This is a genomic window from Streptosporangium sp. NPDC000396, from assembly GCF_042898655.1.
GTDB lineage: Bacteria > Actinomycetota > Actinomycetes > Streptosporangiales > Streptosporangiaceae > Streptosporangium.
The window spans coordinates 112,296-128,544 of sequence record NZ_JBIAZA010000027.1; the positions used below are offsets into that span (position 1 = coordinate 112,296).

14 protein-coding genes and 1 pseudogene are annotated in these 16,249 nt (G+C 69.7%); 7 read left to right on the top strand and 8 right to left on the bottom strand.

Translation table 11 applies throughout. The annotated features are described in order from the left end of the window. Nucleotides 1–90 precede the first annotated feature (90 nt). The gene (locus ACFY2X_RS34965) at nucleotides 91–3,162 is read right to left on the bottom strand and encodes a WD40 repeat domain-containing protein (protein WP_389947084.1); all 3,072 of its coding nucleotides are present in this window, start codon (nucleotides 3,160–3,162) and stop codon (nucleotides 91–93) included. Nucleotides 3,163–3,334: 172 nt separating this feature from the next. Between ACFY2X_RS34965 and ACFY2X_RS34970 the strand changes: the two genes are divergently transcribed. After that, nucleotides 3,335–4,174: an undecaprenyl-diphosphate phosphatase gene (locus ACFY2X_RS34970; protein ID WP_389947086.1), complete on the top strand. Its 840-nt coding sequence runs from the start codon at nucleotides 3,335–3,337 to the stop codon at nucleotides 4,172–4,174. On the opposite strand, the gene ACFY2X_RS34975 is transcribed toward ACFY2X_RS34970, so the two are convergent. Then, nucleotides 4,158–5,324, bottom strand: a complete 1,167-nt coding sequence (locus ACFY2X_RS34975; RefSeq protein ID WP_389947087.1) for an MFS transporter — start codon at nucleotides 5,322–5,324, stop codon at nucleotides 4,158–4,160. The two genes, ACFY2X_RS34970 and ACFY2X_RS34975, sit on opposite strands and share 17 nt — an antisense overlap. A gap of 82 nt (nucleotides 5,325–5,406) precedes the next feature. Here ACFY2X_RS34975 and ACFY2X_RS34980 point away from each other — a divergent pair, with 82 nt between their 5' ends. The 3 genes from ACFY2X_RS34980 to ACFY2X_RS34990 all read left to right on the top strand — a co-directional run bounded on the left by ACFY2X_RS34980 (nucleotide 5,407) and on the right by ACFY2X_RS34990 (nucleotide 8,637). Further along, on the top strand, nucleotides 5,407–5,727 hold the full coding sequence (locus tag ACFY2X_RS34980; RefSeq protein ID WP_389947089.1) for an ArsR/SmtB family transcription factor: 321 nt from the start codon (nucleotides 5,407–5,409) through the stop codon (nucleotides 5,725–5,727). A 218-nt stretch (nucleotides 5,728–5,945) separates the two neighbouring features. Then, the gene (hrpB, locus tag ACFY2X_RS34985; protein WP_389947091.1) at nucleotides 5,946–8,474 is read left to right on the top strand and encodes an ATP-dependent helicase HrpB; all 2,529 of its coding nucleotides are present in this window, start codon (nucleotides 5,946–5,948) and stop codon (nucleotides 8,472–8,474) included. Between the two features lie 25 nt (nucleotides 8,475–8,499). Then, nucleotides 8,500–8,637: a hypothetical protein gene (locus ACFY2X_RS34990; protein WP_389947093.1), complete on the top strand. Its 138-nt coding sequence runs from the start codon at nucleotides 8,500–8,502 to the stop codon at nucleotides 8,635–8,637. 40 nt (nucleotides 8,638–8,677) lie between these two features. Here ACFY2X_RS34990 and mltG read toward each other — a convergent pair whose 3' ends face one another. From mltG to ACFY2X_RS35015, 5 genes and pseudogenes are all read right to left on the bottom strand, one after another. Then, on the bottom strand, nucleotides 8,678–9,637 hold the full coding sequence (gene mltG / locus ACFY2X_RS34995; RefSeq protein WP_389947095.1) for an endolytic transglycosylase MltG: 960 nt from the start codon (nucleotides 9,635–9,637) through the stop codon (nucleotides 8,678–8,680). Further along, nucleotides 9,634–10,146: a SigE family RNA polymerase sigma factor gene (locus ACFY2X_RS35000; RefSeq protein ID WP_389947097.1), complete on the bottom strand. Its 513-nt coding sequence runs from the start codon at nucleotides 10,144–10,146 to the stop codon at nucleotides 9,634–9,636. The genes mltG and ACFY2X_RS35000 overlap by 4 nt, the downstream gene beginning before the upstream one ends. Nucleotides 10,147–10,343: 197 nt before the next feature. After that, nucleotides 10,344–10,985, bottom strand: coding sequence for a response regulator (locus ACFY2X_RS35005; RefSeq protein WP_389947099.1), 642 nt, complete (start codon nucleotides 10,983–10,985; stop codon nucleotides 10,344–10,346). A 413-nt stretch (nucleotides 10,986–11,398) separates the two neighbouring features. Continuing rightward, a pseudogene (locus ACFY2X_RS35010) lies at nucleotides 11,399–12,103 on the bottom strand (sensor histidine kinase); the annotation flags it as partial. Nucleotides 12,104–12,168: 65 nt separating this feature from the next. After that, nucleotides 12,169–12,816: a hypothetical protein gene (locus ACFY2X_RS35015; protein WP_389947101.1), complete on the bottom strand. Its 648-nt coding sequence runs from the start codon at nucleotides 12,814–12,816 to the stop codon at nucleotides 12,169–12,171. 387 nt (nucleotides 12,817–13,203) lie between these two features. Between ACFY2X_RS35015 and ACFY2X_RS35020 the strand changes: the two genes are divergently transcribed. The 3 genes from ACFY2X_RS35020 to ACFY2X_RS35030 all read left to right on the top strand — a co-directional run bounded on the left by ACFY2X_RS35020 (nucleotide 13,204) and on the right by ACFY2X_RS35030 (nucleotide 15,743). Continuing rightward, a complete protein-coding gene (locus ACFY2X_RS35020; protein WP_389947103.1) occupies nucleotides 13,204–14,058 on the top strand; it encodes an SPFH domain-containing protein in 855 nt (284 codons plus the stop codon). Further along, the gene (locus ACFY2X_RS35025) at nucleotides 14,051–14,242 is read left to right on the top strand and encodes a hypothetical protein (RefSeq protein WP_389947105.1); all 192 of its coding nucleotides are present in this window, start codon (nucleotides 14,051–14,053) and stop codon (nucleotides 14,240–14,242) included. Before ACFY2X_RS35020 ends, ACFY2X_RS35025 begins: the two co-directional genes overlap by 8 nt. A gap of 94 nt (nucleotides 14,243–14,336) precedes the next feature. Continuing rightward, a complete protein-coding gene (locus ACFY2X_RS35030) occupies nucleotides 14,337–15,743 on the top strand; it encodes an amidase (RefSeq protein WP_389947107.1) in 1,407 nt (468 codons plus the stop codon). 80 nt (nucleotides 15,744–15,823) lie between these two features. On the opposite strand, the gene ACFY2X_RS35035 is transcribed toward ACFY2X_RS35030, so the two are convergent. Next, nucleotides 15,824–16,249: aldehyde dehydrogenase family protein (locus ACFY2X_RS35035; protein ID WP_389947109.1), on the bottom strand; the 426-nt coding region annotated here is incomplete at its 5' end.

Here is a 16,249-nt window from a genome sequence, read left to right on the forward strand (position 1 = left end):
GTTTACAGGGGATCAGAAATTCCGGCGACTCCCGTCTCCTCACGCGGTCGTTGCAGGAGCCGCCGGCGAAGGGGACAACGAAACAAACAGCTAGCCGGGCAGGTGCAGTGCGAAGCCGTACAGGCCCGCGCCTCCCACGGCGTACAGCCGGGTGCCGTCGGCGGACCAGGCGCACGCGTTCAGCGTGTTCGCGAGCCGGAGCTCGGCGAGCGGCGACTCCTCCTGGACGCCCCACACGCGCAGCGTCCTGTCGTGGGTCGCGGCCAGCAGGGTGCCGGACGGGCTGTAGGCCAGGCTGTGGGTGTCGGCTTCCAGGCCTTCGAAGTCGGGCAGGCGCTGCCCGTCCAGCGTCCATTGCTGGACCGACTTGTCGTAGTCGACCATCGCCAGCCGTGAACCGTCCGGGGCGATGGCCAGGCCACGGGCGTAGCCGGTCTTCAGTGTCGGGCCGGTCTCGTGGCCGTACGGAGTCCACATCCGCAGCACCCCGTCGACGTCCGCGACCAGCCTGCTCCCGTCGGGCGTGATGGCGAGGGGCTCTGCTCCCCTCCGTACGCGGACCTTGGCGCGCAGGTCGCCGTTCGCCGACCAGAACTTGAGCCAGTCATCTGCACCACTTGTCGCGAACCACCTCCCGTCGGGGGAGACGGCGACTCCCCAGATCCATCCTTTGTGCGCGCCCAGCCTCGCGTGGACGGTTCCCGCGGCGTCGAGCAGCACGATCTGGCCCTTGGTGTCTCCCGTCACCACCAAGCCGCCGTCGCGGGAGGCGGAGAGCGCGGGGAACCAGGATTTCTCGAACGACACGCGCGGGTCGCCGCCGTCCGCGTCCCAGAAGACCAGGCCCTCCTGGCCGCCGGTGATCAGCAGGCCGTTGTCGCCCGTCACGACGGTCTCCAGCTTTCTGGGCCGCGGCTCGGCGTCAGGCTGGAGCAGCTCGCCGCGGTCCCAGATCCGGATCGTCCCGTCCTCGCTGGTCGTAGCCAGCCAGGCGCTGTCCGGGCTGATCGCCACGTCGGTGAGCGACTCGTGGTGGGTGTCGAGGTAGATGCCGCCCGTGCGGTCCAGGCGGGCGGCGAACAGGTCCGCGCGTGCGCCCCCACCGGCCACCCACGTGCCGTCAGGCGCGACGGCGAAAGGCTTGGACAGGGCGTCGCCGACGCTGAACTCCTCCGTGAGAACCCCATCGGGGGTGTAGGTCTGCAGGTCGTCAGGGACGAGATGGTTGTTGGTGATGAGGAGGTCGCGCGTGGGATGCACGGCCAGCACCGAGTGCCGAACGCCCTTGGCGCCGAACCGCGAGCGCACACTGCCGTCCGCGTTGTGCACATGGATGCCGTGTTTGACGAGGTAGGCCAGCCAGGACCCGTCAGACGCCATGACGATCTTCGCGCCGCGCGCCGGTTTCGCCTTCGCCTTCACCTCCCAGAGCGGAGCCCCCTCCGCACTCCACGCCCTCAGCGTGCCGTCGTCGTCGAGCGAGGCCAACCAGTCGCCGCCGGGCGCGATCGCGATGCTCACCACCTCACGTCGATGCGCGATCACCGCCAGGGCCTTACCCGCCGCCGACCAGGTGCGCACGTCGTCCCGGTCTCCGGTGGCCAGCCACGTGCCGTCTGAGGCGATCGCGACGTTCGAGATCAATCCTCTGTGACCGGTCAGCACGGCGCGTTTCGTACCGTCGAGGTTCCAGAGCCGAACCGTACTGTCCCAGCTCGTCGTCGCCAGCCATTCGCCGTCCGGGCTGATCGCGACCGCGGTCACGCGCTTGGTGTGCCCGGTCAGCGTGCGGCGCAGCGCGGGGTGAGACAGGTCCGGCGGCGTCCACAGGCATTCCAGCCACGGTTTGCCCATGGAGTCGAGCCCCTCGCGCAGCTCCGCGCTGGCCTGTGGCAGGTGGTGCAGGCGGCCGGCGAGGGTGGCGAGATGGGTGATGTCCCACGGAGTCGCCTCAGTGAACACGTGGGCGTTCTGGGCAATGGCCAGGCGCAGCGCCTCCGCCTCCGGCGTCGCCGCCCTGACCAGGTCCCGCTCCACCTCCGCGACGCCGTATCTTCCCAGCTTCCACGCCAGCCACCGCGGCGTGCACACCATGTCCGCCAGATCCACCCCCGCCGCCTCCGCATGATCGGGGAAGTGCTTGAGGATGTAGCAGAAATCGGCGGCGGACCAGCCACGGTCCGGCGGGCTGCTGGAGATCAGCTCCCGGTGCGCGCGCTCCAGGCCGAAGACGCCGAGAGCCTGGCGGGCGTAAGCCCGAACCTCGTCCGGCAGGAGAACCGCGTTCCGGTCGGGGACGTGGCTGAGCAGGCCGATCGCGCCCAGCTCGGCCAGCACCAGTTCCGTGTCCATCGGGGACAACCCGGCCGTCTCCTGCCACAGGCCCGACAGCAGGCCGCGCGGGATCGTGTGGCCCTCGGCGAACACGCCCAGTTCCAGGAGACGGTCGACGCTGGTCGGCGTCACCACCCTGGTCAACCCGCGCTCCAGCACCTCGTGCACGGCCCGTGCCCTGCCCTCGGGATCGGCGAGGTCGAACGGGGCCTGCGGCGCCGTGCCCAGCGAGCCCATCAGCGTGAGCAGCAACGGCCAGCCCTGCCCGAGCGCGGCCGCTTCGGGATCGAGCGCGTACGCCCCTCGGGAGAGAAGCTCCTCCGCGGCGTCCGGGGTGAGCGGCGGCACCGAGATCAGCAACGGCAGCGCGTCGTCCACGAACCCGTGAGCGGATCTTGTGGTCATCACGACGCTGGCCCGGAACAGCATAGCGGCCGTGAAGACGAGCACGGCGCCCTCTGGCGGCATGCCGTCCAGCACGACCAGGCAGTCACCCGGCGCGGTGAGATACCCGGCCGCCGTCTGTTCCTCTTCCTGTTCGGCGAGCTCCCACAAGTTCCGCTCGACGTCGTCATCATCCAGGCCGGTCATGGTCATGAGGTGATCACTGATCAGGTCCAGCGGATCCGAGCCGACCGTCACCCAGAAGATCCCGTCAGGGAACTGTTCGCGCACTTCGGGCCGGGCACAGGCCGCTGCGGCGAGCGTGGTGGTACCGAATCCCCCGGCTCCGTCGATCTCCGGCGCGACCATGATGAGGCCGCTCTCCCCGGAAGCGAGAGCCTCCACCAGCCGTTCCAGCGCATTCGTGCCAACCGGTTCTTCCATATATCCCCCATAAGGCATTTGCCTCGTTGAACGTTGATCAACGCCCGATAGTTCGCGGGGCCCGGCGCGGGCGGCTCCCCCGGCTTCCATGAGTGCCGCGCACGCCGATCGGTCTCAGAGGCCTCGCCGCTCCGCTAGCCTCGCGTAAGTTACACACGCGCTGGGATGGAAGGTGCCCAAGTTGATCGGCTGGTTCGAAGCGGTGGTCCTCGGGCTCGTTCAGGGGTTGACGGAGTTTCTGCCGATCTCTTCCAGTGCCCACATCAGAGTCATCTCGGCGCTCTTCGGCTGGGAGGACCCGGGTGCCGCGTTCACCGCGGTGATCCAGCTGGGCACCGAGGCCGCGGTGGTGATCTACTTCCGCAAGGAGATCTGGGAGATCATCTCCACCTGGGTCCGGGCGCTGTGGACGCCCGCCCTCCGCAGCGACCAGGCCGCCAAGATGGGCTGGTACGTGATCGTCGGCACCCTCCCCATCGTCGTGCTCGGCCTGGCCTTCAAGGACAGCATCGAGACCGCCTTCCGCGACCTGCGCCTGATCGGCACGACGCTGATCGTCTTCGGCCTGATCCTGTGGTTCGCCGACCGCACCGCCCGCAACAAGCTCACCCTGGACAGGCACCTCAGCCTCACGCACGCCCTGATCTACGGTTTCGCCCAGTCGCTCGCCCTGATCCCGGGCGTCTCCCGCTCCGGCGGCACGATCAGCGCCGGTCTGCTGCTGGACTACCGCCGGGAGGAGGCCGCGAAGTACTCCTTCCTGCTGGCCATCCCGTCGGTGCTGGGCGCGGGCTTCCTGGAGCTGTTCAAGATCGGTGAGGGCAAGGCCCCCGAGTGGGGCCCGACGATCCTGGCCACCGTGATCTCGTTCGTCGTCGGCTACGCCGCGGTGGCCTGGTTCCTGAAGTACATCAGCACCCACCGCTTCACCGGCTTCGTGATCTACCGGATCCTCCTCGGCCTCCTCCTCATCTCCCTGGTGAGCTTCGGAGTCCTCAACCCCTCGGCATAGAGCTGAGCGCGGGCTGCGGCGCCCGCGACACGGCCGGCGGCCTCCGGTAGGTCGCAAGGGTGAACAGCAGGGCGAAGACGCCGAAGGCCGTCGCCAGGAGGGCGACCCCCGCCCTGCCGTACCACCCCAGGGTCAGGCCGCCCACCATGCCCGCCAGGAAGATGCCCACATACTGGGTGGCGGCCAGCAGGCCGAGTCCCACCGAGACGTTGTCGGCGACCGCGGCGACCATCCGGTACTGCTGGGAGGGCCCGATCACCCAGCCGAGCGCGCCCCAGAGGAAGGCCCAGACGAGGGCGGCGGGCAGGGTGAGGCCGGCCACCGGGGCGAGCGCCACGGAGACCGTTATGCCGACGATGCCCAGGAAGACCATCCTTCGGGGGCCGTAGGCGTCGGTGAGGCGCCCGCCGAAGAGGTTTCCGGCGATTCCGCCGATGCCCCAGGCCCACAGGACGGCCGGGAGCGGGACGTCCACCATGGCGCCCAGGTAGGTGTAGACCGTGAAAGCCGCGGCGAAGGTGAACACCTGGGTCGTCAGAATGGTGAGCACGCCCCTGTCGGCGAGCGGGGCGAGCCGGTCGCGCAGCCCCGCCGGGACACCGAGTTGAACGTCCGGGACGGCGGCGGCGACCCCCACCAGAGCGAGCACGCCGAGCCCCACGACCAGCCACAGGGTGGCGCGCCAGCTCAGGGCGGTGCCCATCCAGGTGCCGAGCGGCACTCCCAGCGCGGTGGCGACGGTCAGCCCGCCCATCACCACCGCCAGGGCGCTCCCCCGCCGTTCGGGCGGGGCGAGAGCGGTCGCGACCGCCGAGGCGGTCGGGGTGAACAGGGCCGCGCCCGCCGCGGCCAGCAGGCGGGTGGCGAGCACGAGGGAAAAGGTGGGTGCGAGCGCGGTCAGCACGTTACCCACGACGAACACCACCATTGCCACGAGAAGCACGCGCCTCCTGGACACCTTCGAGGTGAACGCGGCCAGGATCGGCGACAGCAGCGCGTAGGCCACCGCGAACACGGTCACGAGCTGCCCCGCGGCGGCCTGGGAGACGCCGAGAGAACGGGAGACCGGCAGCACGAGACCCGCGGTGACGAAGGTCCCGGTGCCGATGGCGAACGTGCCCAGAGCAAGGGGATACAGCCGAGAATTCACAGAAGCTCCGGAGATGGTTTGATAGACTTCAAACTGAACCATAGTTTGAAAGATATCAAACAATCAATCGAGGGGACGGACGATGCGGCTGCCACAACCCGCCACGGAGGACATCCAGCTCGTCGATGTCCTGCACGCCCTGGCCGATCCCATCCGGCTGGAAGCCGTCATCCGGCTCGCGAACGAGGGCGAGCACACGTGCGCGCAGGTGGGCGAATCGATCGGGGTTCACAAGTCGACGATGTCGTACCACTACCGGATCCTGCGCGAAGCGGGCATCACCACCACCCGCCAGGAGGGCCGGACCAAACACATGAGCCTCCGCCGCGACGACCTCGACAGCCGGTTCCCCGGGCTCCTCGACGTCGTCCTCACCGGCGTCACGTCCTCCGCGGACCGCTGACGCCCCCGCGCCGCCCTCACGAGACTTCGTTTCACCCGGGCCACCGGCCCACCTGCCGTGCGAAGCTGCGTTCCCCAGGACCACCGGCCCGGCTTCCCGGTGCCTTCGCCTCGCGAAGCCGTACGAGAAAACCGATGGAACCACGCAGAGCAGCACGAAACAGCACGAAACCCGGCCCCCGTTCCGTCCAAGGCCCCGCTCTCGGGGAGACTGGCCGGGTGCGTTCCGACTGGTCCGGCCTTCCCGTCCGCCACGTTCTGCCCGAGCTGCTCACGGCTCTGGACGAGCATGGCGTCGCCGTACTCACCGCGCCTCCCGGCACGGGTAAGACCACGCTCGTCCCGCTCGCGCTCGCCGGGCTCCTCGACGGCTCGGCTCCAAGGCGGGTGATCGTGGCCGAGCCCCGCCGGATGGCGGTGCGAGCGGCGGCGCGCCGGATGGCGTGGCTGCTGGAGTCGAAGGTGGGCGCGGAGGTCGGGTTCTCGATCCGCGGCGAGCGCGACGTCAGCGCGGGCACCCTCGTCGAGGTCGTCACGACCGGAGTCCTGCTCCAGCGGCTTCAGCGCGACCCCGAGCTGGGCGGCGTGGACGTGATCCTGCTGGACGAGTGCCACGAACGCCACCTGGACGCCGACACCGCCCTCGCCTTCCTCCTCGACGTCCGTGCCACCCTCCGCCCCGACCTGCGGCTCATCGCCACCTCAGCCACCGCCGACGCCGTCCCCTGGGCCCGGCTGCTCGGTTCCGGCGCACCCGGCGATCACTCACCGGCGGCCGCGCCCACGGCGCCCGTCGTGCACGCCTCCGGCTCCATGCATCCGGTCACGCCCATATGGGTGCCTCCCACCAGGCCGGTGACGCCTCCGCACGGCCTCCGGGTGGACCCCGCGTTCCTCTCCCACATCGCCGATGTCGTACGGCGCGCGCTGGCCGAGCACGCGGGGGACGTCCTGTGCTTCCTGCCGGGAGTCGGCGAGATCGGCAGGGTGGCCGGGATGCTCCACGACGTCGACGTCCTCCAGATCCACGGCCAGGCCCCGGCCCACGTCCAGGACGCCGTGCTCTCGCCCGGCGAGAGGCGGCGGGTCGTGCTCGCCACATCGGTCGCCGAGTCGAGCCTGACCGTCCCCGGCGTCCGGATCGTGGTCGACTCGGGACTGGCCCGCGAACCCCGCACCGACCACGCCCGTGGCCTCGGCTCCCTCACCACCGTCCGCGCGTCCAAGGCCACCGCCACCCAGCGTGCCGGGCGAGCGGGCCGCCAGGCGCCGGGCGTGGTGTATCGATGCTGGTCCCAGGCCGAGCACGACCGTCTCCCCGACCACGCCCGGCCCGAGATCGCCCTTGCCGACCTGACCGGCTTCGCCCTCCAGGCCGCCTGCTGGGGTGACCCCGCCGCCACCGGCCTGGCGCTTCTCGACCCGCCCCCGTCCGCCGCGATGGACGCCGCCCGGCGGACCCTGCACGCCCTGGGCGCCCTGGGCGCCGACGGCCGGGCCACCTCCCGAGGCCGGCAGATGGCCGGAGCCGGAGTCCACCCCCGCCTGGCCCGAGCCCTGATCGACGCCGGCCCCCAGGCCGCCGAAGTGGTGGCGCTGCTGTCCGAGCAACTTCCCAGGGACGCGGGCGACGACCTGGTCGCGGTCTGGCGCTCCGCCCGGCGCGGCGATGGCGGCTTCTCCGCCCGATGGCGGCAGGAGGCCAGACGCCTGTCCCGGACCGGCCAGAGCCCGCGACCGGAGCGGACTTCCGCCCAGACCGGGCGGAGGCTGGAAACGGAGCCGGGCGACGATGCCGTGGCCGGGCTGGTGGTGGCACTCGCCTACCCTGAGCGGGTCGCGCGGCTGCGGGGCGGGGCATATCTGATGGCCTCGGGAACGGCCGCCGAGCTGCCCCGCGGGTCGCGGCTCGGCACGGCGGAGTGGCTGGCCGTCGCGGTCGCGGACCGGCCCGCCGGGGCCGCCTCCGCCCGGATCAGGCAGGCCGTCGTCATCGACGAGGAAATCGCCAGGATCGCCGCCGCCTCCCTATACAGGGTCGACGACGAGGTCGTGTGGCACGTCCCGCCCGGCGGCAGGCAGGGAGACGTCTCGGCACGCCGGGTGGAACGCCTCGGCGCCATCGAGCTGTCCTCGGCCCCGTTGCGCGACGCCGATGTCAAACCCGCCATCCTGTACGGCCTGCGCGCCGAAGGCCTGGCGATCCTGCGCTGGACCCCCGAGGCCGTGGCCCTTCGCGAACGCCTGGCCTTCTGTCATCGGACGCTCGGTGACCCGTGGCACGCGATGGACGACGACACCCTGATCGACGACGCCGATCTGTGGCTGGAGCCCGAGTTGTCCCGCGCCCGGCGCCGATCCGACCTGGAACGCCTTGACGTGATCTCCGCCCTGCATCGCCTGGTCCCGTGGAGCGCCCGCCTGGCGGACGTGGCTCCCGAGCGGATCGAGGTCCCCAGCGGGTCGCGAATCAAGATCGACTACTCGGGCGACCAGCCGGTCCTGGCCGTCAAGCTGCAGGAACTGTTCGGCTGGGACGAGGCCCCGCGCGTCGCCGGGGTCCCCCTGGTCATCCACCTGCTCTCCCCCGCGGGCCGTCCGGCGGCCGTCACCGCCGACCTGGCCTCCTTCTGGCGCGAGGGCTATCGCGCTGTCCGGGCCGAGCTGCGTGGCCGCTATCCCAAGCACCCCTGGCCCGAGGACCCCCTTTCGGCGGTCGCCACCCGCCGCACCAATCCCCGCCGCTGACCCCCTACGCGGCCGATACCGCCGCTTGAAGGTGGCCCGCCTGCCCACCCCCGACACCGGCGACCTGCGCGAAGACCTACAGACCCTGCTGAAGGAAACCTTCGCCGCCCAACTCGCCGTCACCGCCCTCGCCTCGAACGATCAGGTGCCGGACGCCCTCTAGACCCCGGCGGCATTCTCTTAACGAGCGACGCGCCGCTCCATCACCTGGCTCGGCGGTTCTTGTCGGCCTCCTCCTTCAGCTTGAGGAACTCGGATTCGGAGGCGGCGAACTTCGTGACGCCCTTCTTCGGGTCGGTCTCCACGAAGAACAGCCAGCGGCCGGCGGCCGGCTTCAGGGCGGCCTCGATGGCGTCGTCACCCGGGTTGCAGATGGGACCGGGCGGCAGGCCGAGGCGCGTGTAGGTGTTGTACCGCGACCGGCTCTTGAGATCCTCGAACGAGGCGCTGATTCCGTACTTGTTCAGGCCGTACAGGAGCGGACTGTCCAACTGCAGCTTCATCTCGGGCGTGTGGTTCAGCCGGTTGTAGATGACCCGCGCGATCTTAGGCATGTCGCGCTTGTCGGTCGACTCGGCCTGGACGATGCTGGCGATGATCATGATCTCCATTGGCGTACGGCCGATACGCCTGGCGCCGTCCACCAGGTTGCCGTCCTCGGCGGCGCGATTGAAGCGTGTCACCATCGCGGCGAGAACTTCGCCGGGGCTCGATGTGGGCGAGACCTCATAGGTTCCGGGGAAGGCGAATCCTTCCAGAGCGCCTTTGGCGTAGGCCGGAAGGCCGAGCGCCCTGCCGTCCTCGGAGGCCCGCCTGAACTCCGCTACCGGCTTTCCGGTAGCCGTCGACAGCTGCTTCAAGATATCTGAGAGCCGCAGTCCTTCTCTCACGGTCAGGGCAGTCTGTCCCTGTCCGGTCTCCACAAGCGCCTCGCCAGAGCCCTGCTCGGCGAAGTCCTTGGGGACCGCCGCCTGAGAGGACAGCCCCTGGACCACGAGCGTGGATCCGACCGCCATCACGGTGACGGCTGCCGCCGCCGCCAGGGCGAGACTGCGGCGACGGGGTCGGCTCCGGTTGACATGTAAGAACCGGCCAGGCGGGGGCGGCTGCTCCTCGTGGGCCATGTCGGAAAGGGTCTCGCGCAGCAGATCCTCGATGTTCATCCGAACTCCCTCACGGCGCTCAATTCAGGTGCGGCCTTCTTCAGACGTTCCAGCGACCGGTAGATCTGGCTGCGCACCGACCCGACCCGCACACCGAGCAGCCGCGCGATCTCGGTCTCGGACAGGTCTTCGAAATAACGCAGCACGAGCATGGTCCGCTGCCGGGGCGTCAGCCGGGCAAGAGCCGCGCGCATCACCAGACGAAGATCCGCCATCTCTGCGTGCCCGTCGCCGATCTGGTCGGGCAGCCATTCGGTGGACACCTCCGCGACGCGGGAACGGCGCCGCCACCAGCTCACCTGCTCGTGGTACATGACACGGCGGACGTAACCCTCAATGGCCGCCGGGTCACGCAGGCCGCGCCACTTCACCGCCGTCTTCGCCAACGCCGACTGCACCAAATCCTCAGCGGCGTGCCGGTCACCGGTCAGCAAGTACGCGGTACGGAACAGTGCCCCTGATCGCTCGATGACGAACTCCCGGAAGTCCGCCTCAAATCCTGGATCCACCTGTCCTCCTCGCGATGTCACCAAGCAAGGACGCGGACAGGGCGTCGATCTATGCCGACACGGCCGAACTGATCCGTATCAAGGGCTGCATGCCCAGGCCTGCATCATCTACCTCCGCCACTTGCGTCCTTCGGGATCTCGCAAAGGTCCACGACGTTCCGTTTCACCAGCCTGCCGGCTGAAAATCTTCCGCCGGCCTAACCGGCATCGCGGACGAGAAGGGCGATCTGCACCCGGTTGGTCAGCCCGAGTTTGGCGAGCGAGCGGCTGACGTGAGCCTTGACCGTGGTCTCGCTCATGTTGAGCTCGCGGGAGATCTCGGCGTTGGCCAGTCCTCGGGCCACCGCGCGGGCGACCTCACGTTCACGGTCGGTGAGGACGGCCAGGCGTTCGCGTGCGGCGCGGACATCCGGGGAGTGCTGGTCGGCGAAAGCATCGATCACTCGCTTGGTGACCGTGGGCGCGAGTATGGCGCTGCCGTCGGCCGTCGCACGAACTGCGGCGATCAGGTCGCGGGGCGCGGTGTCCTTCAGGAGGAATCCGGCGGCTTTGGAACGCAGGGCGCTGTAGATGTACTCGTCGCGGTCGAAGGTGGTCAGCATGACCACCTTCGGTGGGTTCGGGGACCGGTTGATCTCCCTGAGCGCGGACACTCCGTCCATGCGTGGCATCTGTATGTCCATGAGCACGACGTGCGGCCAATGGCGGGCGACGGCGGTGACGGCCTCCGCCCCGTTCTCCGCCTCAGCGACCACCTCGATGTCGTCGGCGGCCTCCAAAATCATGCGCAGGCCGGTCCGCACCAAGGCCTCGTCGTCGACGATGAGGACCCGGATCATGTCGGAAGCCTTGCGGACACGACGAAACCGCCGTCTGTCTCCGGCCGGGCGATGAACACGCCGCCCAGCAGTTCGACGCGCTCCCTCAGGCCGATCAGGCCGAGCCCGCTGCCAGGCATTGCCGGTGCGCAGTCGTACGGCGCGGCGTTCTTGACCGTGACCTCCAGTGCGGAGGGAAGATGCCGCACCGCCACATGTGTGGGGACAGCGCCTGCGTACTTGTGGATGTTGGTGAGGGCCTCTTGGACGACCCGGTAAGCGGCGTGCTCCACGATGACGGGCAATTCGCCCGCCGTACCCTCGTCGCGCCGTTCCACAGGAATACCGACCGATCTGGACTGGTCGAGCAGCCAGTCGAGATCAGCCAGCGTCGGCTGCGGATGGAAGAGCTCCCCATCCGCCTCGCCGAGCACCCCGAGAACGGCTCTGAGCTGGGTGAGTGCCTCCTTGCCCGTCGTGCGGATGAGCTCCGCCTCCGCCGCGGTCTTCTCGTCCGTCGCGTTGATCTCCAGAGCTCCGGCGCGCAGGATCATCAACGAGACCCGGTGCGCCACCACGTCGTGCATGTCTCGCGCGATGCGAGCACGTTCCTGGGCGCGAGCCCGCTCGGTGCGGGTGGCCTGCTCCCGCACCAGCCGTTCGGCGCGCTCGCGTAGACCGGCCACCACCTGCCTGCGCGCGTCGGCCCACAGCCCGAGCGTCAGCGGAAGCCAGACGAACAGGGGTGCACCGCCGAGCGAGGAGACGAAGTCGGCACCGGGCTGCGGCACCACCGCCAGGAGGCTCGCGATCACCGCATAGACCATCAGGTTGAGTGGCCGTCGATATGCGGTCGCCACAACATAAGACGTCATGGCGACCAGGAGCCCCGGCGACCGCACCACAGAATCCACGGCCGTGAGCACGAACAGCGGCCACCGCCGCTTCGGCGCCATCCAGACCGCGACAGCGGCCAGCAGCCCGACCACGGCGGCCTGAACCCAGCCGGGCACCGAGGCGAGCCCTGGCAGTTCGTGGCTGTACAGCCTCGCACCGGGGAGGGCTGCCGGGAAGAAAGGACCGCAGAAAGCGACGGTGGGGAGCAGCCATGGCGCCAGACGGTCACGTATCGACCGCATCCATGACGGTATGTCCTCCACTCGCCTCAGCCTAAACAGCAGCGGCCGGTGCCCGGAACGGCGTGTCACCAGCTCAGAATCCTCAACGGCTTGCGATCGGAGACGGGCACCCTGTCGGTCTGCAATTCAGGCACGGCATCACGCAGTACCCGGATGCCGAGCGGCACGAACACCAGGCACAAGACACCTGACGAGATGACGCCGTCGAGGAAGGTGCTCTCCTTGAGCACGCCGGTCCACAGCGTTCCCGACCAGAGGAACAGCAGGAGGCGCCCTGCACCGAACGTCCCTGATCGGTAGGCTCCGATGGCCAGCACCAGTGTTCCGATGTACAGGCCGAAGGCCGCCGTGACAGGAACCCTCAACGGCCCGTAAGAGATGTGCATATACGTGTCCATCACGGTCTTGGTCGCCTGCTCAAGGCCCAGCGCCTCGGTCAGTTGGAAGGCGGTCTGGTCGACGCCCGCCCAATACAGGCGCGAGAAGAGGCCCAGGACGACGAGCGTGCCGCCCACGAGGGCGAACCTCGGAGATCTCGCGGCGACGATCCGGGCGAGCGTGATGACGGCGGGGCACAACAGGATGGCGCCGGCAGCGAAGCACGCGTAGCCGGCCGTGACCAGCACGGGATTCTCCACATACGCAGCCAACTGCGACGGAGCGGCGAACGGCTGCTTGTCGAACCACTCCAACTGCTCGGGAGTGAAGGCCACCGAGTGGAGCGCCAGGTACCGCAGAAGCAACCCTGCGAACCACACGAGGGGACCGAGAACGAGAGCCGCTCCTCCGATGATCCGGCCGGGGAACCAGGCATTGCGATGTATGAGAGCAGGGGTCTTCCATTTGCCGCCCGATCGGGCGGCCGTGTCTGTTTGTGGCATGGCCAGCACCCTGGATCACAGGTGGCGCGATCACATCCTTCGATCGACGCGGCAGGTGTCTCTTTAGTAGGAGTGCTCCCCGCTGATCTCTCCTGCCCTCGCCCGCCGGCAGGCCCATCTCGATGAAGGCCCACAACGGTCGCGAGTCGCATGATTTGCGCGCGACTGCTTTCACTGGGCTATCGTAGTGATATCACTCCGATAGCAAAGGTGGGATTCATGGAGCGACGCGCTTTCCGGATGAACGGATTCGCCGTTCTGGTCGGGCTTGTGGTGCTCGGAGCCGTCTTGGCGGCGGCGGGCTGGGCGGCGGCGGGGGCTCCGACCCTGGTCGGGGCCGCGATCGTGTGGGGAGCCATCGCCTTCGTCGCATCCACCGGTTTCGTGGTGGTCAACCCGAACGAGGCGAAGGTCGTCCAGTTCTTCGGCCGCTACATCGGGTCGGTGAACGACCCGGGCCTGCTGTGGGTGCTGCCCTTCACCAACAAGCGGCGGATCACGCTCCGGGTGCGCAACTTCGAGACGGCCAAGCTCAAGGTGAACGACGCCGACGGCAACCCCGTGGAGATCGCCGCCGTCGTCGTCTACAAGGTGATCGACACCGCCACGGCCGCGTTCTCCGTGGACGACTACGAGGAGTATGTGGCGATCCAGTCCGAGGCCGCCGTCCGGCACCTGGCCACCAGCCACCCCTACGACTCGCACGAGGAGGGCCGCACCAGCCTGCGCGACGGCGCCGAAGTGGCCGCCGAGCTCACCACCGAGCTGCTCGACCGCACCCGGCTGGCCGGGGTGGAGGTGCTGGAGGCGCGGATCACCCACCTCGCCTACGCTCCGGAGATCGCTCAGGCGATGCTGGTCCGCCAGCAGGCCGCCCAGGTCGTCGCGGCGCGCACCCAGATCGTCTCGGGCGCGGTAGGAATGGTCCAGCTCGCATTGAACAAGCTGGCCGAGGAGGATGTCGTGGAGCTCGACGAGGAGCGCAAGGCCCAGATGGTGTCCAACCTGCTGGTCGTCCTGTGCGGCGACCGGGCGACCCAGCCGGTGGTCAACACCGGCAGCTTGTATGGCTGAGCGTAAGAAGGTCCTGCTCAGGCTCGACCCGGCCGTCTACGAGGCGATCGCCAGATGGGCGGCCGACGACCTGCGGAGCATCAACGCCCAGTTGGAGTACGCGCTGCGCCTGGCGCTCAGAGGGGCGGGCCGCGACGTCAGACGAGCCGGACGGGACGACGCCGAGTCAGGCGACACCGGGTAAGGCACCCCACGCCGAACACCGTCGAGCCGGACAAGTCACCTGATTGAGATATGAAAAGCTTCCGTTGACGGACTCGCCGGACCAAACTCGGTGCATGTCGTGGGTGGGAAAGTCCGCAGTGGAGATAGCGGAGGCCGTGCGACGGGGGAAGGTCACCGCGCCGGCGGTCGTCGAGGAGCACCTCCGGGTGATCGCCGAGCGTGACGGGCGCATCGGGGCGTTTCGCAAGGTCCGCGCCGAGGAGGCACTCTCCGAGGCGCAGGCCGTACAGGAGCGGGGTGACTTGGCCGAGTTGCCGCTCGCCGGAGTACCGGTGGCCGTCAAGGACAACGTCGCGGTCCGAGGCGAGGCCTCGCGCAACGGGTCCGCGGCGACACCCGACGCGCCCGCGGCCGAGGACCACCCGGTGGTGGCCAGGCTCAGGGCGGCGGGCGCGGTGGTCGTGGGGATCACCAACGTGCCGGAGCTGTGCCTGGCCGGGTTCTCCGACAGCGTGTACGGCGTGACGCGCAACCCCTGGGACCTGAAGCGCACGCCAGGCGGGTCGTCGGGCGGAAGCGCGGCGGCCGTGGCCGCGGGCATGGTCCCGCTGGCCCACGGCAACGACGGGCTCGGCTCGCTGCGCATTCCGGCCGCCTGCTGCGGGCTCGTGTCGATCAAACCGGGCCAGGAGGTGGTCCCGCCCCCCGAGCACGACTGGTACGGCATGTCGGAGAACGGCCCGCTGGCCACGACCGTGGCCGACCTCGCCCTGGCCCTGGCCGTGATGGCGGGGGACATGTCGCTGGCGACGCCCGGCGAGACCGAGTCCCTCGGGGTCGGCAGCGCCATCGACGACTATCCGGGCGGACTCACCGCGTCGGAGCCGGTGAAACTGCGGGTCGCGGTGGCGCCGCTGCCGTTGCCCCAGGGGTTCGCCGTGGACGCCGAGTTCCAGAACGCGGTGGCCGAGGCCGCGGACGTGCTCGGCGCCGCCGGGCACACCGTGGTGGAACAGCTCGCGCGGATACCCAACTGGCTCGGCACCGCCGCGGTCGCGACCTGGTTCGCGTGCGCCAGAGACGACGCGGAAGGACTCGATCCGCGCAGGCTGGAGCGCCGCACCAAGGCACTCGTGAGGACGGGCCGGTTTCTGGGCCGGCTCGGCATGGACGGCTCGGCGGGCCGCGACCGATGGCGCGCCTACGGGGCCGATCAGTGGTTCGGCAACGCCGACGTGCTCGTCACCCCGACGCTCGCCACCGTTCCCCCGGCCGCGGAGCGCTGGGGCCGGCGCGGGCTGCTGGCGAACATGCGCGCCAACCTGACCTACGCCCCCGCCACCGCTGCCTGGAACATGGCCGGCTGGCCCGCCATGACCATCCCGTACGGCCGGCACTCCACCGGCATGCCCATCGGCGTCCAGCTCATCGCCGCTCCCGGCGGCGAGTCCCAACTCCTGGCCCTGGCCACCCAGTTGGAGGCCGCCCGCCCCTGGCCCCGCCACGCACCACTCGGCTGACGGCCGCGGCCGTCTGGCCCGTGACGTCCTCCGCTGACGGTGCCGGGGCGGAAGGATCAGCCCCGGCACCGGTGGGTGCGTCAGACCCCGATGGGGTGCCAGACCGTCTTGGTCTCCAGGAACGCGGTCAACCGCCTGGTGCCGGGATCGGCCGCCCAGTCGGTGACGGCCGGGCGGAAGACCCGCTTGAGGTTGTCGGCGGCGGCTTGTTCGCACGCGATCGCCAGGTCCTGGTCGGCGACGCCGGTGAGGTCGAGGGCGTTGACGTCCATGTGGCTCGCCAGCCAGGGAGCGATCTCCTTGACCGACCCGGTGAGGATGTTGACCACCCCGCCGGGCAGGTCGGCGGTGGCCAGCACCTCGGCCAGCGTGATCGCGGGCAGCGGGGCCCGCTCACTGGCGATCACCACACAGGTGTTGCCCGTGACGATCACCGGGGCGATCACCGAGACCAGGCCGAGCAGCGGCTCGTCCGGGGCGACCAGCGCGACCACCCCGGTCGGCTC